At 78.0% G+C, this 20,564-nt stretch carries 26 protein-coding genes; 4 read left to right on the plus strand and 22 right to left on the minus strand.

Annotation, left to right across the window (positions count from 1 at the left end):
* Positions 1-7: 7 nt before the first annotated feature.
* The 11 genes from cobC to groES form a co-directional block, all read right to left on the minus strand.
* Positions 8-1,108: an Rv2231c family pyridoxal phosphate-dependent protein CobC gene (cobC, locus tag ACI79V_RS13980; protein WP_456890212.1), complete on the minus strand. Its 1,101-nt coding sequence runs from the start codon at positions 1,106-1,108 to the stop codon at positions 8-10.
* Positions 1,105-1,452, minus strand: a complete 348-nt coding sequence (locus tag ACI79V_RS13985; RefSeq protein ID WP_456890213.1) for a cobalamin biosynthesis protein — start codon at positions 1,450-1,452, stop codon at positions 1,105-1,107. The genes cobC and ACI79V_RS13985 overlap by 4 nt, the downstream gene beginning before the upstream one ends.
* A complete protein-coding gene (locus tag ACI79V_RS13990) occupies positions 1,443-2,297 on the minus strand; it encodes an energy-coupling factor ABC transporter ATP-binding protein (protein ID WP_456890214.1) in 855 nt (284 codons plus the stop codon). Before ACI79V_RS13990 ends, ACI79V_RS13985 begins: the two co-directional genes overlap by 10 nt.
* A complete protein-coding gene (cbiQ, locus tag ACI79V_RS13995; protein ID WP_456890215.1) occupies positions 2,294-3,028 on the minus strand; it encodes a cobalt ECF transporter T component CbiQ in 735 nt (244 codons plus the stop codon). Before cbiQ ends, ACI79V_RS13990 begins: the two co-directional genes overlap by 4 nt.
* Positions 3,025-3,333, minus strand: coding sequence for an energy-coupling factor ABC transporter substrate-binding protein (locus ACI79V_RS14000; RefSeq protein ID WP_456890218.1), 309 nt, complete (start codon positions 3,331-3,333; stop codon positions 3,025-3,027). The genes cbiQ and ACI79V_RS14000 overlap by 4 nt, the downstream gene beginning before the upstream one ends.
* Positions 3,330-4,025 (minus strand): energy-coupling factor ABC transporter permease, encoded by a 696-nt coding sequence (locus ACI79V_RS14005; RefSeq protein WP_456890220.1) that lies wholly within the window; start codon positions 4,023-4,025, stop codon positions 3,330-3,332. Before ACI79V_RS14005 ends, ACI79V_RS14000 begins: the two co-directional genes overlap by 4 nt.
* Entirely contained in the window at positions 4,012-5,394 is a 1,383-nt protein-coding gene (locus ACI79V_RS14010) for a cobyrinate a,c-diamide synthase (RefSeq protein WP_456890222.1), read from the minus strand. The genes ACI79V_RS14005 and ACI79V_RS14010 overlap by 14 nt, the downstream gene beginning before the upstream one ends.
* Before the next feature lie 73 nt (positions 5,395-5,467).
* Positions 5,468-6,082 carry a cob(I)yrinic acid a,c-diamide adenosyltransferase gene (gene cobO, locus ACI79V_RS14015; protein WP_456890224.1) on the minus strand — a complete coding sequence of 205 codons (615 nt, stop codon included), beginning with the start codon at positions 6,080-6,082 and terminating at the stop codon, positions 5,468-5,470.
* Positions 6,082-6,771, minus strand: a complete 690-nt coding sequence (locus ACI79V_RS14020; protein ID WP_456890225.1) for a vWA domain-containing protein — start codon at positions 6,769-6,771, stop codon at positions 6,082-6,084. The genes cobO and ACI79V_RS14020 overlap by 1 nt, the downstream gene beginning before the upstream one ends.
* Before the next feature lie 440 nt (positions 6,772-7,211).
* Positions 7,212-8,855, minus strand: coding sequence for a chaperonin GroEL (gene groL, locus ACI79V_RS14025; RefSeq protein ID WP_456890227.1), 1,644 nt, complete (start codon positions 8,853-8,855; stop codon positions 7,212-7,214).
* Between the two features lie 151 nt (positions 8,856-9,006).
* Positions 9,007-9,315: a co-chaperone GroES gene (groES, locus tag ACI79V_RS14030; protein WP_110005357.1), complete on the minus strand. Its 309-nt coding sequence runs from the start codon at positions 9,313-9,315 to the stop codon at positions 9,007-9,009.
* Between the two features lie 182 nt (positions 9,316-9,497).
* Between groES and ACI79V_RS14035 the strand changes: the two genes are divergently transcribed.
* The 3 genes from ACI79V_RS14035 to ACI79V_RS14045 are packed head-to-tail and all read left to right on the plus strand — an operon-like array spanning position 9,498 to position 11,481.
* Complete coding sequence (locus ACI79V_RS14035; RefSeq protein WP_456890229.1) at positions 9,498-10,712, plus strand: THUMP-like domain-containing protein; 1,215 nt, start codon at positions 9,498-9,500, stop codon at positions 10,710-10,712.
* 32 nt (positions 10,713-10,744) lie between these two features.
* On the plus strand, positions 10,745-10,987 hold the full coding sequence (locus ACI79V_RS14040) for an RNA polymerase subunit sigma-70 (protein WP_456890230.1): 243 nt from the start codon (positions 10,745-10,747) through the stop codon (positions 10,985-10,987).
* Positions 10,987-11,481 (plus strand): Clp protease N-terminal domain-containing protein, encoded by a 495-nt coding sequence (locus ACI79V_RS14045; RefSeq protein ID WP_456890231.1) that lies wholly within the window; start codon positions 10,987-10,989, stop codon positions 11,479-11,481. The genes ACI79V_RS14040 and ACI79V_RS14045 overlap by 1 nt, the downstream gene beginning before the upstream one ends.
* Here ACI79V_RS14045 and tsaD read toward each other — a convergent pair.
* Genes tsaD through ACI79V_RS14080 form a run of 7 tightly spaced genes read right to left on the minus strand, consistent with a single transcriptional unit; the run spans position 11,471 to position 15,595 of the window.
* Complete coding sequence (gene tsaD, locus ACI79V_RS14050; protein WP_456890233.1) at positions 11,471-12,505, minus strand: tRNA (adenosine(37)-N6)-threonylcarbamoyltransferase complex transferase subunit TsaD; 1,035 nt, start codon at positions 12,503-12,505, stop codon at positions 11,471-11,473. The genes ACI79V_RS14045 and tsaD overlap by 11 nt on opposite strands.
* Positions 12,502-12,948 carry a ribosomal protein S18-alanine N-acetyltransferase gene (gene rimI, locus ACI79V_RS14055; RefSeq protein ID WP_456890235.1) on the minus strand — a complete coding sequence of 149 codons (447 nt, stop codon included), beginning with the start codon at positions 12,946-12,948 and terminating at the stop codon, positions 12,502-12,504. Before rimI ends, tsaD begins: the two co-directional genes overlap by 4 nt.
* On the minus strand, positions 12,945-13,583 hold the full coding sequence (tsaB, locus tag ACI79V_RS14060; protein ID WP_456890236.1) for a tRNA (adenosine(37)-N6)-threonylcarbamoyltransferase complex dimerization subunit type 1 TsaB: 639 nt from the start codon (positions 13,581-13,583) through the stop codon (positions 12,945-12,947). Before tsaB ends, rimI begins: the two co-directional genes overlap by 4 nt.
* An 11-nt stretch (positions 13,584-13,594) precedes the next feature.
* Positions 13,595-14,017 carry an NUDIX domain-containing protein gene (locus ACI79V_RS14065; RefSeq protein WP_456890238.1) on the minus strand — a complete coding sequence of 141 codons (423 nt, stop codon included), beginning with the start codon at positions 14,015-14,017 and terminating at the stop codon, positions 13,595-13,597.
* Entirely contained in the window at positions 14,014-14,523 is a 510-nt protein-coding gene (locus ACI79V_RS14070; RefSeq protein ID WP_456874263.1) for a GNAT family N-acetyltransferase, read from the minus strand. Before ACI79V_RS14070 ends, ACI79V_RS14065 begins: the two co-directional genes overlap by 4 nt.
* Positions 14,520-14,969 carry a tRNA (adenosine(37)-N6)-threonylcarbamoyltransferase complex ATPase subunit type 1 TsaE gene (gene tsaE, locus ACI79V_RS14075; protein ID WP_456890239.1) on the minus strand — a complete coding sequence of 150 codons (450 nt, stop codon included), beginning with the start codon at positions 14,967-14,969 and terminating at the stop codon, positions 14,520-14,522. The genes ACI79V_RS14070 and tsaE overlap by 4 nt, the downstream gene beginning before the upstream one ends.
* Complete coding sequence (locus ACI79V_RS14080; protein WP_456890241.1) at positions 14,966-15,595, minus strand: uracil-DNA glycosylase; 630 nt, start codon at positions 15,593-15,595, stop codon at positions 14,966-14,968. Before ACI79V_RS14080 ends, tsaE begins: the two co-directional genes overlap by 4 nt.
* A 105-nt stretch (positions 15,596-15,700) precedes the next feature.
* Between ACI79V_RS14080 and ACI79V_RS14085 the strand changes: the two genes are divergently transcribed.
* On the plus strand, positions 15,701-16,258 hold the full coding sequence (locus ACI79V_RS14085; protein WP_456890242.1) for a TIGR04222 domain-containing membrane protein: 558 nt from the start codon (positions 15,701-15,703) through the stop codon (positions 16,256-16,258).
* Between the two features lie 14 nt (positions 16,259-16,272).
* Here the strand turns inward: ACI79V_RS14085 and ACI79V_RS14090 are convergent, their stop codons facing one another.
* From ACI79V_RS14090 to ACI79V_RS14105, 4 genes are read right to left on the minus strand one after another with little or no spacing between them, the layout of a single operon-like run.
* Positions 16,273-17,502, minus strand: coding sequence for an alpha/beta fold hydrolase (locus tag ACI79V_RS14090; protein ID WP_456890243.1), 1,230 nt, complete (start codon positions 17,500-17,502; stop codon positions 16,273-16,275).
* Positions 17,502-18,632: an alanine racemase gene (gene alr, locus ACI79V_RS14095; RefSeq protein WP_456890245.1), complete on the minus strand. Its 1,131-nt coding sequence runs from the start codon at positions 18,630-18,632 to the stop codon at positions 17,502-17,504. The genes ACI79V_RS14090 and alr overlap by 1 nt, the downstream gene beginning before the upstream one ends.
* On the minus strand, positions 18,629-20,083 hold the full coding sequence (locus ACI79V_RS14100; protein ID WP_456890247.1) for an NAD(P)H-hydrate dehydratase: 1,455 nt from the start codon (positions 20,081-20,083) through the stop codon (positions 18,629-18,631). Before ACI79V_RS14100 ends, alr begins: the two co-directional genes overlap by 4 nt.
* Positions 20,080-20,472, minus strand: a complete 393-nt coding sequence (locus ACI79V_RS14105) for a holo-ACP synthase (protein ID WP_456890248.1) — start codon at positions 20,470-20,472, stop codon at positions 20,080-20,082. The genes ACI79V_RS14100 and ACI79V_RS14105 overlap by 4 nt, the downstream gene beginning before the upstream one ends.
* Between the last annotated feature and the right edge of the window lie 92 nt (positions 20,473-20,564).

Genomic DNA, 20,564 nt, shown 5'->3' on the forward strand with positions numbered 1-20,564 from the left:
GTCTCTCTCACAGGCCCGCTCCGCGGGGCGCGGACGGGATGGGGCGGGTGGTCAGCGGTGCTCCTCCGGGACGGCGGTCGTTCCCGTCGAGGATCCCAGCGAGGTCGGTGGCGAACGCACGCGAGGTCGCCGGGTCCCGCACGGCGACCCGGAGGTGGTCGGTCGACAGGCCGGGGAAGGTGTCCCCGCGGCGCACCGCCCAGCCCCGCCCGCGCAGCGCGGCGCGCACCCGCTCGCCACCGGGGACGCGCAGCAGCACGAACGACGACCGCGGCTCGCCGACGACGACGCCGGGCGGCAGCGCGGTGAGCAGGGCGGCGCGGTGCGCGGCCAGCTCGTGCGCCGCCGTTTCGGCCTCCGCGCGGGCCCGCGGGGTGGTGCAGGCGACGAGGGCGGCCAGCGCCGGGGTCGACAGCGGCCAGTGCGGCTGGGCGGCGGCCATCGCGGCGACCACGTCCGCCGGCCCGAGGGCGTAGCCCACGCGCAGGCCGGCCAGGCCCCAGGTCTTGGTCAGGCTGCGGACGACGACCAGGCCGGGCAGGTCGGCGCGGGCGGCCAGCGACCCCGGCTCGCCCGGCACGGTGTCGGCGAAGGCCTCGTCGACCAGCAGCACCCGGCCGGGGCGGGCCAGCGCGGCGACGTCGCCGGCCGCGTGCAGCACCGACGTGGGGTTGGTGGGGTTGCCCAGGACGACGAGGTCGGCGTCCTCCGGGACCGCCCGCAGCCGGTACCCGGGCGGCTCGAGCAGCAGCCGCTCGACCGGGTGCCCGGCCGCCCGCAGCGCCGCCTCCGGCTCGGTGAAGGAGGGGTGCACCACGACCGCCCGCCGCGGCCGCAGCGCCCGCGCGAGCAGCACGAAGGCCTCGGCGGCCCCGGAGGTGGGCAGCACCTCGGCCGGGTCGCGGCCGTGCGCGGCGGCCACCGCGGCGCGGGCCGGGCGGAGGTCGGGATAGCCGGCGACGTCGTCGAGGGCCGCGGACAGCACCCGCCGCAGCCACGGCGGCGGGGTGCCGGCGCGGACGTTGACGGCGAGGTCGACCAGGCCCGGCGCGAGGTCGAGGTCGCCGTGGTGGTCCAGGTCGACGTCGTCGTCGATGTCCCGGGTCACGCCGCCACCGCGACCGTCACCCGGCCGTGCACGGTCCTCGCCACCACCAGCCGCGTGCCACCGAGCAGCGCCGCGGCCTCGGCCACCGACGGCGTGCCCACCGCCGCGGCCACCCGGGCCGACGGCGAGGGCACCGCGACGCCGGCCAGGAGCGCGGCGGGGTGCCCGGTCAGCGGCCAGCGGCGGGCGGCCGCCGCCCCGGCCAGCCCCGGCTCGGCGGCCCGGGCGTCGAGGGTGGCCAGGCGCGCCACCCGGGCGCCGGCGGGCAGCACCGCGTCGACGGCGGCCAGCACCTCCTCCGCCGACACCCCGGAGACCGCGCCGACGCCGACGGTCACGTCCACGGCGCGACGCCGGGGCGGTCGGGGAGCGCGGCCAGCAGCTCGATGGCGTCGCGGGGCAGCGGGCCGTCGTCGGGGAGCAGCCCGAGCCCGCGCAGCCGGGCGCCGACGGTGAGCGCCCAGGGCCGGTGGAGCCGGGCGCGGGCGAGCAGGTCGTCGTCAGCGAGGAGGTCGGCGGGGGCACCCTGGACCACCCGCCGGTCGACGACGACGGCGACCTCGTCGGCCCAGCGCAGCGCGAGGTCGACGTCGTGGGTGCTCATGACGACCGTCGAGCCCGACGCCTGCAGGCGCTCGAGTGCGGCCATGGCCTCGGCGACGGCGGACGGGTCGAGGCCGGCGGTGGGCTCGTCGAGGAGCAGCACGCACGGGCGCATCGCGACCGCGCCGGCGATCGCCACGCGCTTGCGCTCGCCGTAGGAGAGCTGGTGGGTCGGCCGCGCGGCCAGCGCGTCGACGGCGAGCAGCGCGAGCGCCTCGGCGGCCCGCTCGCGCACCGCGTCCTCGGGCAGGCCCAGGTTGAGCGGGCCGAAGGAGACGTCCTGGGCCACCGAGGCGCTGAACAGCTGGTCGTCGGGGTCCTGCAGCACGAGCTGGACCTCCTGCCGGTGCGCCCGCAGGCCGCCGCGGCTGTGCCGCAGCAGCTGCCCGTCGACGGCGACCGCGCCGGCGTCGGGCCGCAGCGCGCCGGACAGGCAGCGCAGCAGCGTGGTCTTGCCCGAGCCGTTGGCGCCCAGCAGCGCGAGCCGGCGCCCGGCGGGGACGGTGAGCGACGCGCCGTCCAGGACCCGGGAGCCGCGCCCGTAGCCGACGACCAGGCGCTCGGCGGTCAGCGTGCGGTGGCTCATGCCAGCCCGCCCACGGCCACCAGCGCGGCCAGGCCGGCCGCGGTCGCGGCGAGGAACGCCGGCGAGGACGGCCGCGACTCGGGCAGCACCTGCAGCCCGGTCTCCATGCCGCGGCCGGCCAGGCCCTCCTGCATCCGGCGGGCGCGCTCCCAGGAGCGGGTCAGCACCGCGGCGGCCAGCACCCCCGAGGACCGGTAGGAGCGGCGCAGCGACGAGTGGCCCATCCGCGCGGTCTGCGCCTCCCGGATGGTGCGCAGGCTCTCCAGCAGCACGAACAGCATCCGGTAGGTCACCCCGGCCACCTCGAGGACGGCGGCCGGCACCCGCAGCCGGCGCAGCGCGGGCAGCAGGTCGCTCACCGGCGTGGTGGTGGCCAGCAGCAGCACCGCGGCACCGCCGGCCACCGAGTGCCCGACCAGCTCCCCGGCCCGGGCGGCGGCTCCGGGCGCCCAGCCGAGCCCGCCGCCGTCGACCGAGACGACGGCGGTCAGCGCGCCGACGGCGACGAAGGCCGACGGCCAGCGCACCGCGCGGCCGAACGTGCGGGCCGGCACCCGGGCCGGGCCGAGGGCGAGGACGACGGCGGTGAGACCGACCAGCACCGATCCCGGCCAGGCCGGCAGCACCAGCGCGCACACGACCAGGCCGACGCAGAGCAGCAGCTTGTCCAGCGGCGAGCGGGTGCGCCAGGCGCTGGCCCAGGCGGCGTCGTCGACCGCCAGGCCGGTCACGGCTGCTCGGGAGGCGAGGTCGTCTCCCGTGCGGCGCGGCGGCCGCGCAGCCGGCCGAGCACGTACCCGAGCACGCCGCCGCCCAGCGCCGCCTGCAGCGCGAACAGCCCGGACTCGACCTCACCCGACGACGGGGAGAAGACCGACTCGAACCACGGTTCGTAGCCCGACTCCTCGATCGCCGCGGTGGCCCGGCCGTCGGTGCCGGCGTAGTCGGAGGCCCCGCCGTCGAGCAGCAGCGGCAGCGCGAACAGCGCGACCACCGCGAGCACCAGCAGCGCGGTGACCAGCCGACGGCGGGTCACCGGGCCTCCTCCACCGTCTCCTCCGCAGCCGCCGGGCGCAGCAGGCCGAGGCGCTCCAGCTCCGGCCGGGCGTTGACGGTGAGCACCCGGAACAGCAGCACGCCGAGCAGGCCCTCGCCGACCGCCAGCGGGACCTGGGTGAGCGCGAAGACGCCGAGGAACTTGACCAGCGCGCCGGCGAACCCGGTGGCCGCGTCGGGGAAGGCCAGCGCCAGCTGCAGCGACGTCGTGACGTAGGTGGCCAGGTCGGCGAGGGCGACGCCGGCGAACACCGCGGGCAGCAGGCCGCTGCCGGCGGCGCGGGCCAGCCGGTAGGCGCCGTAGCCGGCCCACGGACCCACGACGGCGAAGGCGACGGCGTTGGCGCCCAGCGTGGTCAGCCCGCCGTGCGCCAGCAGCAGCGCCTGGAACAGCAGGACGACGGTGCCCAGCAGCGCCATCACCGGTGGCCGGAACAGGATCGCGCCGGGACCGGTGCCCGTCGGGTGGCTGGAGCTGCCGGTGACCGAGGGCAGCTTGATCGCGCTGAGCACGAAGGTGAACGCGCCGGCCGCGCCGAGCAGCAGGGTGGACTCGGGGTGCTCGCGCACCTCCCGCACCACCGCCCGGGCGCCGTGCACGACGAAGGGGGCGGCGGCGAGCGTCCAGCCGATCGCGTGCGGAGCCGGGAGGAACCCCTCAGCGATGTGCATGCCGTGCCTCCTCGGGACGGGCCGCCGCGCAGGAGGCGACCAGGCGCTGGGCCAGCGCGGGGCTGCCGGCCCAGTTCAGGTGCAGGTAGGAGGCGTGCACGCCCCGGGAGACGAACCCCTCCGGCTCGCCTCCCGCCCAGCGCCAGGCCGGTGCGGCCCCGGCGGCCGGGGTGGCGACGGTGCGGTGGAACTCGTGGCCGCGCACCCGCGTGCCGGCCGGCGCGAGGACGGAGTCGCTCAGTGCGACGGCCTCGCGGTAGCCGAGGGTCAGCCGCGGGGACATGACCGCGTCGGTGGGCAGGACCCCGCACATCGGGACGCCGTCCAGGGTGCGGGCCAGGTACAGCAGGCCCGCGCACTCGGCGGCGACCGGGCCGCCCCGGGCGGCGAGCGCGGCGATGTCCGCGCGCAGCGTCCCGTTGGCCGAGAGGTCCGCGGCGTGCACCTCGGGGAACCCGCCGCCGACCACCAGGCCGGCGGTGCCCTCGGGCAGCGCCTCGTCGCGCAGCGGGTCGACCGGCACCACCTCGGCGCCGGCGGCCTCGAGCAGCTCGGCGTTCTCCGCGTAGCCGAAGGTGAAGGCGGCGCCGCCGGCCACGGCGATCCGCGGCCGGCCCGCCACCGGGGACACCTCGGCCGCGGGGTCCCACGGGACGGCGTCCAGGGCGGGGGCGGTGCGGGCCAGCCGGAGGACGGCGTCCAGGTCGACCGCGCCGGCCACCACCTCGCCGAGCCGGCCGACGGTCGCCAGCGCCTCGGCCGACCGCTCCGCGGCGGGCACCAGTCCGAGGTGGCGCGACGGCGTGCCGAGCTCGGCCAGCCGCCGGATCGCCCCGAGCACGGGCACGCCGGAGCCGCCGAGCGCGTCGCGGAGGATCTCCTCGTGCCGGTCGCTGCCGACCCGGTTGAGCACCACGCCGCCGAGCCGCACCGTCGGGTCGTAGGTGGCGAAGCCGTGCACGAGCGCGGCGACGCTCTGCGCCTGCGCCGAGGCGTCGACGACCAGCACCACCGGTGCGCGCAGCAGCCGGGCGACGTGCGCGGTGGAGGCGAACCCGGGCTCCAGGTCCGGCCGCGTGGCGCCGTCGAACAGGCCCATGACCCCCTCGACGACGGCGACGTCCGCGCCGCGGGCCCCGTGCAGGAACAGCGGGACGACGCGCTCCTCGCCGACCAGCACCGGGTCGAGGTTGCGCCCCGGGCGCCCGGCGGCCAGGCCGGTGTAGCCGGGGTCGATGTAGTCGGGGCCGACCTTGTGCGGCGAGACGGCCAGCCCGCGGGCGGTGAGCGCGGCGACCAGCCCGGTGGCGACCGACGTCTTGCCGGCGTTGCTGCTCGGCGCCGCCACCACGACGCGCGGGACGCTCACCACCGCCGTCCCCCGGTTGCCTGCACTGCCGCGGAAGTGCCCCGTGCACTTCCGCGGCAGTGCACGGTCGGGCTCACCACTCGATCCCCCGCTGGCCCTTCTGGCCGGCGTCCATCGGGTGCTTGACCTTGGTCATCTCCACGACGAGGTCGGCGGCGTCCACCAGCGCCTGCGGGGCGTCGCGCCCGGTGACGACGACGTGCTGGGTGCCGGGCCGGTGGGTGAGGGTCTCGACGACGTCGTCGACGTCCACCCAGCCCCACTTCAGCGGGTAGGTGAACTCGTCGAGGACGTAGAAGCGGTGCGCCTCGGCGGCGAGGTCGCGCTTGATCTGCGCCCAGCCCTCGGCGGCGTCGGCGGCGTGGTCGACCTCGGTGCCCTGCCGACGCGACCAGCTCCAGCCCGAGCCCATCTTGTGCCAGACCACCGGGCCGCCCTCGCCGGTCTGCTCGTGCAGCCGGCCCAGTGCGGTCAGCGCGTTCTCCTCGCCGACCCGCCACTTGGCGCTCTTGACGAACTGGTAGACCGCGATCGGCCAGCCCTGGTTCCACGCGCGCATCGCCATGCCGAACGCGGCGGTGGACTTGCCCTTCATCTCGCCGGTGTGCACGGCGAGCAGCGGCCGGTTGCGGCGCTGGCGCGTCGTCAGCCCGTCCTGCGGGGTGACCGCGACCCGTCCCTGCGGCATCAGGCGGCCTCCCGCACCGAGCGGACCGTGGCGGCCAGCGCGTCGGCGGCCAGCTCCTCCAACCGCAGCGTCCGCGCGTCCAGGTGCGCGCCGAGGACGCCGGCCAGGCCCAGCCGCACCGGCCCGGACTCGCAGTCGACCACGACCGCCGCCGTGCCCTCCGCCGCCAGCCGCCGCGCCGCGGCGTGCGCCGTGCCCAGGGCGTCGGAGCCGCGGACGCCGGTGGCCCGCCCGTCGGTGACCACCACCAGCAGCGGCCGCCGCCGGGGGTCGCGCACCCGCTCGACGCGCAGCACCTCGGCGGCGCGCAGCAGGCCCGCGCCCAGCGGGGTCCGCCCGCCGGTGGGCAGCTCGCGCAGCCGGGCCGCGGCGGCCTCGACCGACCAGGTGGGCGGCAGCGCGAGCTCGGCGTCGGCGCCGCGGAAGGTGACCAGGCCGACCTTGTCGCGCCGCTGGTAGGCGTCGAGCAGCAGCGACAGCACCGCGCCCTTCACCGCGGCCATCCGCGAGCGCGAGCCCATCGAGCCGCTGGCGTCGACCACGAACAGCACCAGGTTGCCCTCGCGGCCCTCGAGCGTGGCCTGGCGCAGGTCGCCGCGCTGCACCCGCAACCCCGGGCCGGTGCGGCCGCGCGCGGTCTGGTGCGGCGCGGCGGCGAGCACGGTGTCGACCAGGTGCAGGCGGGTCACCGGTCCCGACGGGCGGGTGGAGCCCACGACCCGGCCGCGCTCGGCCCGCGCCCGCGACCGCCGTCCGGCCGCACCGGCGCCGATGCCCGGCACCTCCAGCCGGCGCGCGCGGAACGGGTCCCCCGGCGCGACCGCCGCCCGCTCCGCCGCCGGCGCCGACCCGCCGTCCCCGCGCTCGTTCCCCTCGTCGAGATCACGTGATCTCGGCGCCTGCGCCGGCGTGTCGCCGGGGGGGGGGGGCGGGGTGGTCGGGGCGGGCGGGCGCTGGCCCGGGCCCCGGCGGGGGGGGGGGGGGGGGGGGGCCCGGGGCGGGGGGGGGGGGGGGGGTCCACCGCCGGGGCGGCCCCCCCCCCCCGCGCGGGCCGCCCCGGGGGCGGGGGGGGGGGGGGCCCCCCCCCGCCACGATCAGGTCAGCTGATCATCGACCGGCGGCGGCGACCTCAGTGGCTGTGGCCGTGACCGTGCGAGTGGCCGTGGGTGTGGTGCCCGGCCCCCGCGTGCTCGTGCTCCTCCTCCGGCGCCTCGACGACGGCGGAGTCGGTGGTCAGCACCATCGCCGCGATCGACGCGGCGTTGCCCAGCGCGGCCTTGGTGACCTTGACCGGGTCGATGACGCCCTGGGCGGCCAGGTCGCCGTACTCGCCGGTGGCGGCGTTGAAGCCCTGGCCCACGCCGAGGTCACGGACCTTGCTGACGACGACGCGGCCCTCGAAGCCGGCGTTGTCGGCGATGCGGGCCAGCGGCGCCTCCAGCGCACGCTGCACCGAGCGGGCGCCGGTCAGTTCGTCGCCGGAGAGGCCGAGCGCGTCGACCGCGGCCGCGGCGTGCACCAGCGCGGAGCCGCCGCCGGGGACGACGCCCTCCTCCACCGCGGCGCGGGTGGCGGCGATGGCGTCCTCGATGCGGTGCTTGCGCTCCTTGAGCTCGACCTCGGTGGCCGCGCCGACCCGGATGACGCCGATGCCGCCGGCCAGCTTGGCCAGCCGCTCCTGCAGCTTCTCGCGGTCCCAGTCGGAGTCGGTGGCCTCGATCTCGCGGCGGATCTGGGCGACCCGGTCGGAGATGGCGCCGGCCGTGCCGCCGCCGTCGACGATCGTGGTGGTGTCCTTGGTGACCGTCACGCGGCGGGCGGTGCCGAGCACCTCGAGGCCGACCTGGTCGAGCTTGAGGCCGACGTCCTCGCTGACGACCTGGCCGCCGGTGACGATGGCGAGGTCGGTCATGAAGGCCTTGCGGCGGTCCCCGAAGTAGGGCGACTTGACCGCGACCACGCGGATCGTCCTGCGGATCGAGTTGACGACGAGGGTGGACAGCGCCTCGCCCTCGACGTCCTCGGCCACGATCAGCAGCGGGCGGGCGCCGTTGCCGAGGACCTTCTCCAGCAGCGGCAGCAGGTCGGCCAGCGCGCCGACCTTGCCCTGCACCAGCAGCACGAGGGCGTCCTCGAGGACGGCCTCCATCGCCTCCTGGTCGGTGATGAAGTACGGCGAGAGGTAGCCCTTGTCGAACTGCACGCCCTCGGTGACGTCGAGGTCGGTCGACATGGTGGAGCTCTCCTCGACGGTGATGACACCGTCCTTGCCCACCTTCTCCATCGCCTCGCCGATCAGGGCACCGACCTCGGCGTCCTGGGCGGAGATGGTGGCGACGCCGGCGATGGCCGCCTGCTCCTCGACCGGGGTGGCGACCTCGTCGAGGGCCGCCGACACCGCGTCGACGGCGGCGCGCATGCCCCGGCCCAGCGCCATCGGGTTGGCGCCCGCGGCGACGTTGCGCATGCCCTCCTTGACCAGCGCCTGGGCCAGCACCGTGGCGGTGGTGGTGCCGTCACCGGCGACGTCGTTGGTCTTGGTGGCGACGTTCTTGGCCAGCTGCGCGCCGAGGTTCTCGTAGGGGTCCTCGAGCTCGACCTCGCGGGCGATGGTGACGCCGTCGTTGGTGATGGTGGGGGCGCCGAACTTCTTGTCGAGGACGACGTTGCGACCGCGCGGGCCGAGGGTCACCTTGACGGCGTCGGCGAGCTTGTCGACGCCGCGCTCGAGCGCGCGGCGGGCGTCCTCGTTGAACTTGATGATCTTGGCCATGGGGCCCTTCCGATCAGATCGCTAGGGGTGAGACGACGACCGCCCCGGGACCCGGTCATTCGGGTCGCCGGGGCGGTCGGGTGCCGTGCTGGAACGGCCTCGTCCAGAGGCGCGTCCCGAGCGTGCGAGGGGTGAGGAGGACGAGGTCCTTCTACTTCTCCACGACGGCGAGCAGGTCGCGGGCGGAGAGCACCAGGTACTCCTCGCCGGCGTACTTGACCTCGGTGCCGCCGTACTTCGAGTAGATGACGACGTCGCCGACGTTGACGTCGAGCGGGACGCGGTTGCCGTTGTCGTCGATGCGGCCGGGGCCCACGGCGATGACCGTGCCCTCCTGCGGCTTCTCCTTGGCGGTGTCCGGGATGACCAGGCCGGAGGCGGTGGTGGTCTCGGCCTCGTTGGCCTGGACGACGACGCGGTCCTCGAGCGGCTTGATGTTGACCTTGGTAGCGGTCGTCACGAGGTGACGCCCCCTTCGGGATCGGACGGCTGGTGGTCTCACATGCAGTGGCACGGGGGCCGGGCCTGCCGTCGCGGGGGTCAGGCGCCTGCCCGTGTCGATTGGCACTCTACCCACGAGAGTGCCAGCCACTCAACCGGGTCCACCGCCCGGGCGGCCGGGCGCTGCGGGAGGCTGGCGAGGTGTCCGACGACGGGGTGCTGGCCCTCCTGCGCGCACCCGGCGGCGCGGCCGCCACCGCCCGCGCGGCGGCGCTGCTGGCCGAGGGCGCCGACGTGCTCACCGGCGTGGCCCGGCTGCGTGCCGAGGTGGGACCGGAGCTGGCCGGGCCGGCGTGGGAGCTGGCCCGGTTGCGGGCCCGGGCCCGGCCGGTGTTCGGTGCCGACGCCGACCGGCTGTTCCTCACCGCCGACACCCTCGAGCAGGCCGGCCGCCCCGAGCTCGCCGCGCGCCGCGCCACCCGGCTGCTCACCGACGGCACCGACTCCGTGGCCGACCTCGGCTGCGCCGCGGGCACCGACACGGTCGCGCTCGCGCGGGCCGGGGCGCGGGTGCTCGCCGTCGACCGCGACCCGGTGGCCCGGGAGCTGACCGCCGCCAACGCCGCCGCGCTCGGCGTCGACGGCGACGTGTGGGTGGTCGCCGGTGACGTGGTGGAGCTGGTCGGCGCCGCCCGCGGCGGGGAGGTGGCCGGCTGCGGCGCCGCCGTCCTCGACCCCGCCCGGCGGTCCGGGGGGCGCCGGCAGCTCGACCCCGACCGGTGGTCGCCGCCCTGGTCGACGGTGGCCGAGCTGCTCGACCGGGTGCCGCGCGCGGTGGTCAAGGTGGCGCCCGGGCTGGATTACGAGCGGGTACCCGTGGGCGTCGAGGCCGAGTGGGTGTCGGTGCGCGGGTCGATCGTCGAGGCGCTGCTGTGGGGCCGCGGGGTCTCGACGGTGTGGCGGCGGGCGACCGTCGTCCGCGACGGCGCGGTGTCCGAGCTGACCGCGGACGCCGACCCCGGCCCGGCGCCCACCGGACCGGTGCGCGGGTGGCTGCACGAGCCCGACCCCGCCGTCATCCGCTCCGGGCTGGTGTCGCGGGTCGCCGCCGACCTCGGCGCGACGCTGGTCGACCCGACGATCGCCTACCTGACCTCGGACGCGGCCGCCGGCTCCCCGTGGGTGCACTCCCACCGGGTCGAGGAGGTGCTGCCGTTCAACCTCAAGCGGCTGCGGGCGCTGCTGCGGGCGCGCGGGGTCGGCCGGGTGGTGGTGAAGAAGCGCGGCTCGCCCATCGAGCCCGAGACCCTGTCCCGCCAGGTGCGCGGACCCGGCTCGGCGACGGCCACGGTCGTCGTCACCCGGGTGGCCGGCGCCCCGACCGCCCTGGTGTGCGACGTCGTCAACCCAGGTTGACGAGCCCGCCGTCATCAACCTAAGTTGACGGCGTGGCGGTCGAACCGGTCGACGTCCCGGGCCCCGAGGACCCGGAGGCGGCGCTCGCCGCCGTCGTCGCCCTGCGCCAGCTGGCGAGCCGGCTGGAGGTCGAGGCGGTGTTCGAGGCGGTCGGCCGGGGGTGGACGTGGGCCCAGGTCGGCGAGGCGCTCGGGATCAGCGCGCAGGCCGCCCACAAGAGGTTCGCCGCCGAGGTCCGCGCGCGGCGCGGGCACCGACCAGGAGGAGAGAGCTGATGGGGATCGTCACCGCGGTACGGGACCTGCGGACGGTGCGGGCGCTGCTCACCGGCGCCGAGGCCGAGGCGCGCGGCGCCGGGGAGGCGACCCCCGGACCCGAGCACCTGCTGCTCGCGGCCACCGCCCTGCCCGACGGCACGGCCGCCGCCGCACTCGCCCGCGTCGGGGTCGACGCCGCCCGCCTGCGCGGCGCGGTCGAGGCCGCGCACGCGGCCGCGCTCACGTCGGTCGGGGTCGGCGCCGCCGCCGGGGACGCGGGCCTGCGCGGTCCGGCCACCGGCCCGATGCGCTCGACCCCGCAGGCGCAGCAGGTCTTCCGGGCAGCGGTCACGGCTGCGAGGGCGGCGCGTGCCCCGCTGCGCGGCGCGCACGTCGTCGCCGCGGTGTGCGACCTCGAGCGCGGCACCGTCGTCCGCGCGCTGTCCACGCTCGGCGTCGACCGCGACCGGCTGCGCGACGCCGCCCGCGCGGAGGCGGCCCTCAGACGGTGACGGCGTCGATCGGCAGCGAGCTGTCGGCACCGAGGTCGGACGCCGACGGCGCGACACCGGCGGCGACCAGCCGCGAGCCGAGCGCGGCGACCATCGCGCCGTTGTCGGTGCACAGCCTCGGGCTGGGCACCCGCAGCACGATCCCGGCCGCGGCGCAGCGCTCCTCGGCCAGCGCCCGCAGCCGCGAGTTGGCCGCCACTCCCCCGCCGAGCACCAGGTGGTCGACGCCGTGGTCGCGGCAGGCGCGCACGGCCTTGGCGGTCAGCACGTCGGCCACCGCCTCCTGGAACGACGCCGCGACGTCGGCAATGGGCACCGGCTCACCGGCCTTGCGGCGGGCCTCCACCCAGCGGGCGACGGCGGTCTTGAGCCCGGAGAAGCTGAAGTCGTAGGGCGCGTCGCGGGGGCCGGTGAGCCCGCGCGGGAAGTCGATGGCGGCGGGGTCGCCCTCGCGGGCGGCGCGGTCGATCGGCGGCCCGCCGGGGAAGGGCAGGCCCAGCACCCGGGCGACCTTGTCGAAGGCCTCGCCGGCGGCGTCGTCGATCGTGCGGCCCAGCGAGGTGACCTCGCGGGCGAGGTCGGGCACGAGCAGCAGCGAGCTGTGCCCGCCGGAGACCAGCAGCGCCAGCGACGGCTCGGCCAGCGGACCGTGCTGCAGCTCGTCGACGGCGACGTGCGCGGCGAGGTGGTTGACGCCGTACAGCGGCTTGTCCAGCGCGAGCGCGTACGCCTTGGCCGCGGCCAGCCCGACCAGCAGCGCGCCGGTCAGGCCGGGGCCGGCGGTGACGGCCACGGCGTCGACGTCGGACGCCGACACCCCGGCGTCGGCCAGCGCGCGGTGCACGGTCGGGACCATCGCCTCCAGGTGCGCCCGCGAGGCGATCTCCGGCACGACGCCGCCGAAGCGCTCGTGCTCGGCGACCGAGGTGGCGAGCGCGTCGGCCAGCAGCGTGTGGCCGCGGACGACGCCGACGCCGGTCTCGTCGCAGGAGGTCTCGAACCCGATGACCAGGGGGGCGCTCACCGCTTCTCCCGTCTCATGACGACCGCGTCGGTGTTGCTGGGCTGGTAGTAGCCCCGGCGCCGGCCGATCTCGGTGAACCCGCGCCGCCGGTAGAGCTCCTGCGCCCGCTCGTTGTCGGCGCGGACCTCGAGCAGCACGACCGGGCTGCGACGGTCGGCCTCGGCGAGCAGCGCGTCGAGCAGCAGCGCGCCGATCCCCTCGCCCTGACGGGCGCCCGCGACGCCGACGGTGGCCACGTGCGCCTCGTCGTCGTAGGCGATGAGCCCGGCGTAGCCGACGACGTCGTCGCCGTCCTCGGCGACCAGGTAGTACCGGGTGTCGGTCCGCGCGAGCTCGTCGCGGTACATCGCGCGGGTCCACGTGTCGGGGGCGAAGAGCTGCTCCTCCAGCGCCAGGACGGCGTCGAGGTCAGCCAGCCGCATCGGCCGCAACCGCACCGTCACGACGTGGTCACCGGCTTGAACGACGTCGGCGGGACCGCGTCGGGCCGGCGCAGGTACAGCGGCACCAGCGGTCCGGCGGACGGCGGGTCGTCGAGCAGGGACGACGCGGCCAGCAGCAGCCCGGCCGTGGTCACCTCGGCCGGGGTCACCTCGGCGCCCAGCCGCTCGGCGAACCGCGGGTCGCCGACGAGCGGGCCGGGGAACCGGGCCTCCTCGGGGCGGGCGACGCCGGGCCCGTCGACCCGCGCGCCGGCGGCGTCGTAGGCGGCCCAGTAGACCTCCCGGCGCCGGGCGTCGGTGACCACCGTCCGCGCCCCCGACCCGACGGCGTCCAGCGAGCAGACGCCGACCGCGGGGATGCCGCGGGCGTCGGCGAGCGCGGCGGCGGTGACCACGCCGACGCGCAGCCCGGTGAACGGCCCGGGACCGAGCCCGGCGACGACGGCGGCCACGTCGGCGAGCGCGAGACCGGCGTCGGCCAGCGCCGCGCGCACGGTCGGGACGAGCAGCTCGGCGTGCCGGTTGCCCGAGGGCACCGCGCGCTCGGCGAGCACCTCGGCGTCCCCGCCGGCCGCGTGGCGGGCGACGCCGGCGACCAGCGTGGGGGTCGCGGTGTCGAGGGCGAGGACGAGCACGACCGCCGAGGTTAGTCCGGTGTCCGCCCGGACCCACCGGCTGCACCGGCCAGCCCGCGGACGACGTCGGCCCAGGCCGGGTGGGCCAGGCGGAGACCCGGGAGGTCCGCGGCGGTCACCCAGCGCAGCTCGTCGTGCTCGTGCGGCTGGCGGTTGCGCGGTTCGCCGTCCCAGGCGCGGACCGCCCACAGCGCGAGGTGCAGGTCGCCGTCGTCGACGACCAGGACCCGGTGGGTCTCCCGCGGGGTCACGCCGAGCTCCTCGCGCAGCTCCCGGGCCAGCGCGGCCGCCTCGTCCTCCCCCGGCTCGACGTGCCCGCCCGGGAAGTCCCACACGCCCGGGTACCAGCGCCGGCCCGGTGACCGGTGCCCCATCAGCACGGCGGAGCCGCGGACGAGCACCCCGGCGACGACGGAGTGGGCCGCAGCGCTCACACCGGGAGCTCGTGCACGATCTCGAGGCCGTCGACCTCGTCGACCTCCTCGCCCACCTCGACGAAGCCGAACGGGCGCGCCACCGCCAGGGAGGCCGCGTTGTCCGGGGCGATCGAGAGACGGACCACCCGCACGGCCGGCTCGCGGCGGGCGCGGTCGAGCAGCACCGTCAGCGCCGCCCGCGCGTAGCCGCGGCGCCGGTGCTCGGGCAGCACGGCATAGCCGATCTCGACCACGCCCTGGGCGTCCGGCGGGCCGTGGAACCCGGCCCGGCCCACGGCGAGGCGCCGGGCGGGGTCCCAGATCACGCCGGTCACCCAGGACGCCACGGCGGGGTCGGCGGCGACCTGCGCGGCCCGGATCCGCCAGACCGGCGCCCAGTCGGGGTCGGCGAACGCCGGCGGCAGCGGCACCGGAGCGGCGGCGCCGGCGGCCGCGAGATCGCCGTCGGCCAGGGCGGTGAACACCGGGCCGGAGAGGGCGAGCACCTCCACCTGCGGGGTCACGCGTCCAGCCGGGCTTCCCAGCCGGGGCCGCGCGGCACGAGCACGGCGGTGCGGACGTCGTCGTCGCGCCGGTCCAGGCGCACCTCCAGGTGCTCGTCGGCGAGTTGCTCGACCAGCCCGGCGCCCCACTCGACGACGGTCACCGACTCCTCGGTCGAGGCATCGAGGTCGAGGTCGTCGACGTCGGCGACGCCGCCGAGGCGGTAGGCGTCGACGTGCACCAGCGGCAGCCGCCCGCCCCGGTGCACGCGGGCGATGACGAACGTGGGCGAGGTGACCGGCTCGGTCACGCCGAGCGCGACGCCCAGGCCCTGGGTGAGCGCGGTCTTGCCGGCGCCGAGCGGCCCGGTGAGCACCAACAGGTCCCCGGGCGCCACGACGGCGGCGAGCGCGGCGCCCAGCCCCCGGGTGTCGTCCACCGTGGGCAGGACGTGCTCGCGCCTCACCGCAGGCTCGCCGCGACGGCGGTGAGGTCGGCCAGCAGCCCGGCGCGCGGCGCCCCGGACGGGCCGAACCGGATCGCCGCCGAGGGGTGGTAGGTGGCCCAGACGGCGCGGCCGTCGACGTCGTGCGGGCGGCCGCGGGCCTCGGCGAGCACCGTCCTCGGCCCGAGGAACCACTTGGCCGACGACAGCCCGAGCGCGACGACGACCGGCGGGTCGAGCAGCTCGAGCTGGCGGCGCAGCCAGCCGCTGCAGCGGGCCACCTCCGGCGTCTTCGGCGTGCGGTTGCCCGGCGGGCGGCACTTCACGACGTTCAGCACGGCGGCCTCGGCGCGGTCGAGACCGGCCTCGCCGAGCAGCAGGTCCAGCAGCTGCCCCGACCTCCCGACGAACGGCCGGCCGCTGTCGTCCTCGGTCGCGCCGGGCGCCTCGCCGACCAGGGCGAAGCGGGCCCGGCCGCGCGCCGGCGGGTCCCCGACCACGACGTGCTGCCGGGTGGCGGCCAGCTCCGGGCAGGCCACGCAGGGGGCGGCGGCCGCGGCGAGCGCGTCCCAGTCGGCCGCGGCCGCGGCGGTGCGGGCGACCTCCTCGGCCGTGGCGTCGAACCGGGGCGGACGGGGAGCGGCCACGCACCGACCCTACGGCGGGCGTCCCGCCGTGGCCCGAGGGCTTCCGCGTGCGCGCCCGGCCTGTCACCGTTCTCCGCGGGGGACCCCACGCCGGGAGGAGCCGCCATGACGTCGCAACCGGACGTGTACGACGTCGCCTACCTCGCCGGGGGTCCGCAGCGGGTCGTCGACACGGCCCTGGTGGCGCTGCTGGTGACCGGCCGGGTCCGCGCGGTCGCGCCCGGGGAGCTGCAGGTGGTCGACCCGCGGCGGCGCCACCCGGTCGAGGCCGCCGTCCTCGACGCCGTCGGCGGCCGGGGACGCCGCTCGGTCGAGACGGTGCGCTGGCGCGCGCTGGCCGACGAGCGGGTCACCGGCATCGTCCGGGCGCTGCGCGACCGGCGGCTGCTCGGGCGGCTGGCCCGCCGCACCGCCGCCGGACGCCAGGTGCTCCTGCGGGCCCGGGCCGCCGACGTCGGGCCGGTGCTGCACGTCGCGCTCGACGGGCGGGAGCGGATCGCCGACCCCGCGCTGCGCGAGGCGGTCCTGGAGCCGCCGCCGCGGCCGGTGCTCCCCGACAGCGGGGTCTCCCCGTGGGTGCTGTCCTACGCCGACGGCTGCGACGTCGCCCGGCGGACCCGCGACCGGCTGCTCGGGCGGGCCCTCGACGGACACCTCCAGTAGGCCGGCAGCGGCCCTCAGTCCAGGACGCGCCCGGCGACCCCGGCGGCCACCCGGCGCACCAGCCGGCCCAGCGCGCGGGTCACCTCCTCGGGCTTCTCCAGCGGCACCAGGTGCCCGGCCTCGGGGACGACGACGTACTCGACCCCCGGCCCCTCCCCGCCCAGCAGCTCGACCAGGGTGTCGCTGTGCGCCATCGGGATCAGCTTGTCCGCGTCCCCGGTGAGCACCAGCGTCGGTACCGCGCGCAGCGGCTCGAGCACGCCGGCGTGGTCGAGGCCGGCCAGCGCCGGGTAGAACTCGGCGATCACGTCGACCGGGGTGCCGGCGATCATCGCGTCGACGTAGCGGCCCAACCGCGGGTCGACGTCGGTGGAGGCGAACGACAGCGACCAGGTGGCCGCCGAGACGACGTCGGCGGCCAGCCGGCGGGTGCGCTCGGCGAAGGCCGGCCGGCGGCGCATGGTGAACGCCGCGATGGGCAGCACGGCCGCCCGGACGCGGGTGAGGAACTCGGGCAGGCCGAAGTCGAGGTCGGCGAGGTTGCCGCTCGACGTCGACACCAGGGCCGCCCCGGCCACCGTCGTGCCGAACAGCTCGGGGTGCAGCGCGGCCAGGCCCATGACGGTCATCCCGCCCATCGAGTGGCCGACGAGCACGACCGGCCCGGTGGGCACCCGCGCCTCCAGCACCGCGGCGAGGTCGCGGGCGAGCTGCTCGATGGTGGAGTTCTCGGCCGGCCCGCGCGAGGAGGACCCGTGGCCGCGCTGGTCGTAGAAGACCAGCCGCGCCGCGGGCCGGTGGCCGTTGGCCGTGGCGAGCTGGGCGCCCAGGGCCCGCCGCTGGAAGGTCCACGACGCCATCGACAGCGTGTAGCCGTGCACGAAGACGACCGTCAGCGGCGCGTCGAGCGGGCCGACCTCCTCCACCGCCAGGAGCACGCCGTCGTCGGCCTGCACCAGCGCGGTGCGGTCGGCCCGGCGGGACGCGGCACCGAGTGGGTCGTCCTCGCGCAGGTCGGCGTCGCTGGCGCCCTCGGGGAGCGCGCCGCCCGGGCTGAGCCGCTCGGCCCGCACCCGGCGGGTGGCGATCCGGGCCACGGCCACGCCGACGGCGGTGGTCGCCGCCGCCAGGCCGACGACGGCACCGGCGACGCCTGCCGCCGGGTGCCGCTCGAACGCGCCGGCGAGGCCCGTCCTGGGCTCCGGCGCCCGCTGCAGCCGGGACAGGACGTGCCGCTGTGCCATCAGATCGCTCCCGCGGACCCGACGTGGCGGCGGGTGAAGCGCCCCCCGACCCGGGTCACCAGCTCGTAGTGGATGGTGTCGACCGCGTCGGCCCACTGCTGCGCGGTCGGCTCGCCGCCGTCACCGGGACCCCACAGGACCACCTCGTCGCCTGCCGCGACGGCCGCGTCGCCGACGTCGAGGACGAACTGGTCCATGCACACCCGCCCGGCGATGGTGCGCTGCGCGCCGCCGGCGAGCACCGGTGCGCGGTTGCCCGCGGCCCGGGGCACGCCGTCGGCGTAGCCGACCGGCACCAGGGCCAGCGTGGTCTCGGTGGCCGGGGCGTAGGTGTGGCCGTAGGAGACGCCGGCGCCGGCGGGGACCCGCTTGGTCAGCGCCACCCGGGCGCGCACGGTCATCGCCGGCCGCAGGCCGTGGGCGGCGGGGTCGCCGCCGAGCGGGTCCAGGCCGTAGAGGGCGATGCCGGGCCGGACCATGTCGTACCAGGTGTCGGGCAGCGCGACGGTGGCCGCGGAGTTGGCCAGGTGCCGGCGGCCGCGCAGCCCGGCGGCCGACGCGATGCCGAGGGCCTCCTCGAACAGCCGGACCTGGGCGCCGATCGTCGGGTGGGTGGGCGCGTCGGCGTAGGCCATGTGGCTCCACAGCCCGACGACCTCGACCTCGCCGTCGGCCTGTGCGCGGGCGGCCGCGGCGACCAGGCCGGGCCAGTCGGCCACCGTGGCGCCCTCGCGGGACAGGCCGGTGTCGACGAACAGGTGCAACCGGGCGGTCCGGCCGGTGGCGCGGGCGGCGTCGACCACCTCGGCCAGACCCCACTCGGCGTTGACCGACACCTCGACGTCGGCCTCCAGCGCCGGGGTGAAGTCGGTGCCGGGCGTGTGCAGCCAGGCCAGCAGCGGCGCGCGCACCCCGGCCGCGCGCAGCGCCAGCGCCTCCTCGAGCACCGCGACGCCGAGCTGGTCGGCACCCCCGGCCAGCACCGCGCGGGCCGCGGGGACCAGGCCGTGCCCGTAGCCGTCGGCCTTGACCACCGCCATGAGCGGCCGGCCGACCCGCTCGCGGAGCACGGCGGTGTTGGCCGCGATCGCGTCGAGGTCGACGACCACCTCGGCCCGGGGTGCGTTCACACCCCCCAGTGTCCCAGGCCGGGACCGCGGACCCGGCGCACCGCCTCGGGGAGCCGCCGGACCAGGTCGCCGGACACGATCGGCCCCGCCTCGGCGGCGACCTGCCCGGTCCGGCCGTGCAGGTGCGCGGCGGCCGCGGCGGTCCGCGCGGCGGGCGCGCCGGTGGCCAGCAGCGAGCCGAGGATGCCGGACAGCACGTCGCCGCTGCCGGCGGTGGCGAGGTCCGAGGTGCCGGTCGCGTTGACGTAGGCCGTCCCGTCCGGGTCGGCGACGACGGTGGCGTCGCCCTTGAGCAGGACGACGGCGCCGAGGTCGGCGGCCAGCCGGCGGGCGCTGCCGATCCGGTCGGGGCCCACCGGGACGCCGAAGCGGGCGAACTCGCGGTCGTGCGGGGTGAGCACGGTGGGGGCCTCCCGGCCGCGGACCAGCTCCGGTTCGCGGGCGGCCAGCGTCAGCGCGTCGGCGTCGACCACGACGGGCAGGTCGGTGGCCAGCACCTCGGCCAGCACGTCGCGGGCGGCGTCGTCGGTGCCGGCGCCCGGGCCGACCACCCAGGCCTGCACCCGCCCGGCGTCACCGGGCCGGCCGTCGGTGACGATCGCCTCCGGCCACGCCGCGCGCACCGCGTCGCCCGCGGTGCCGGCGTAGCGGACCAGGCCCGGCCGCGTGCGCAGCGCCGCCCCGGTGGAGAGCACCCCGGCGCCGGGGTAGGCGGCGGAGCCTGCGGCCACGCCGACCACGCCGGTGGAGTACTTGTCGTCGGTGGCGCCGGGCGGCTGCAGGTGCGCGGCGACGTCGGCGTCGGTGAGCTGGTGCGCCCGGGCGGGGGCCAGGTGCGGGCCCAGGCCGATGTCGACCAGGTGCACCGTGCCGGCGTACCCGCGGCCCGCTCCGGTGACCAGGCCGGGCTTGACCGCGCCGAAGGTGACCGTGTGCACCGCGGGGAACGCCGCGCCCTCCACCGCGCCGGTGTCGGCGTCGACGCCGCTCGGGACGTCGACGGCGACGGTCAGCCCCGGGCCGGTGGCCGCCCGCTCCGCCAGCCGCGCGGCGTCGGGGCGCAGCCCGCCGTGGCCGCCGATGCCGACGATCCCGTCGAGCACGAGGTCGGCGCGGTCGAGCCCGTCGGCGCGGTCGGGTCCGGTGACCCGGCCGCCCGCGCGGCGCAGCGCGGCCAGCCCGGCGGGGTGGGCGCGGGCGGCGTCGAGCAGGACGGCGGTGACCCGGGCACCGCGGGCGGCCAGGTGCGCGCCGGCGAACAGCGCGTCGCCGCCGTTGTTGCCGCCGCCGACCAGCAGCGTGACGCGGGTGCCGTGCGCCCGGCCGAGCAGCCGCAGGCAGACGGTGGCCAGCCCGGTGGCCGCGCGCTGCATGAGCGCGCCCTCGCGGGTGGCGGCCAGCAGCACGTCCTCCGCGGCGCGCACCTCGGCGACGGTGGACAGGCCGATCACGGCGCGCCCTCCGGCGCAGGTCCGCCCTCGCCGACGACCACCGCCGAGGCGATCCCGCCGTCGTGGCTGAGCGACAGGTGCCAGCGGGTGATGCCCAGCTCGGCGGCCCGCGCGGCGACGGTGCCGCGGACCTCCAGGTGCGGCCGGCCGTGGTCGCCGACGGTCACCTCGACGTCGTGCCAGCGCAGGGCGCCGGGCGCGCCGAGCGTCTTGGCCACCGCCTCCTTCGCGGCGAACCGCGCGGCGAGGGACTCGGCGGAGCGCTCGGTCCCGCGCGGGGTGGTCTGCTCGGCCTCGGTGAACAGCCGGTCGCGCAGTCCCGGGGTGCGGACCATCGATTCGGCGAAGCGGGTCACGGGGACCACGTCGATCCCGACCCCGATGATCACCCGGTCAGTCTGCCGTGCGGCCGCGGATCGCGCCGTCCTGGCGCACCGCAGCGCGTCCTCCCGCACCGCAGCGCGTCCTCCCGCACGGCCGG

The organism is Geodermatophilus sp. SYSU D00700 (genome assembly GCF_054050255.1).

Bases quoted from the DNA above. Each gene is read 5' to 3' on its own strand.
- ACI79V_RS13990 (WP_456890214.1), bottom strand. From the start codon at position 2,297: ATGAGCCACCGCACGCTGACCGCCGAGCGCCTGGTCGTCGGCTACGGG.
- ACI79V_RS14005 (WP_456890220.1), bottom strand. From the start codon at position 4,025: ATGCACATCGCTGAGGGGTTCCTCCCGGCTCCGCACGCGATCGGCTGG.
- cobO (WP_456890224.1), bottom strand. From the start codon at position 6,082: ATGCCGCAGGGACGGGTCGCGGTCACCCCGCAGGACGGGCTGACGACG.
- groL (WP_456890227.1), bottom strand. From the start codon at position 8,855: ATGGCCAAGATCATCAAGTTCAACGAGGACGCCCGCCGCGCGCTCGAG.
- ACI79V_RS14045 (WP_456890231.1), top strand. From the start codon at position 10,987: ATGGGGATCGTCACCGCGGTACGGGACCTGCGGACGGTGCGGGCGCTG.
- ACI79V_RS14085 (WP_456890242.1), top strand. From the start codon at position 15,701: ATGACGTCGCAACCGGACGTGTACGACGTCGCCTACCTCGCCGGGGGT.
- ACI79V_RS14090 (WP_456890243.1), bottom strand. From the start codon at position 17,502: ATGGCACAGCGGCACGTCCTGTCCCGGCTGCAGCGGGCGCCGGAGCCC.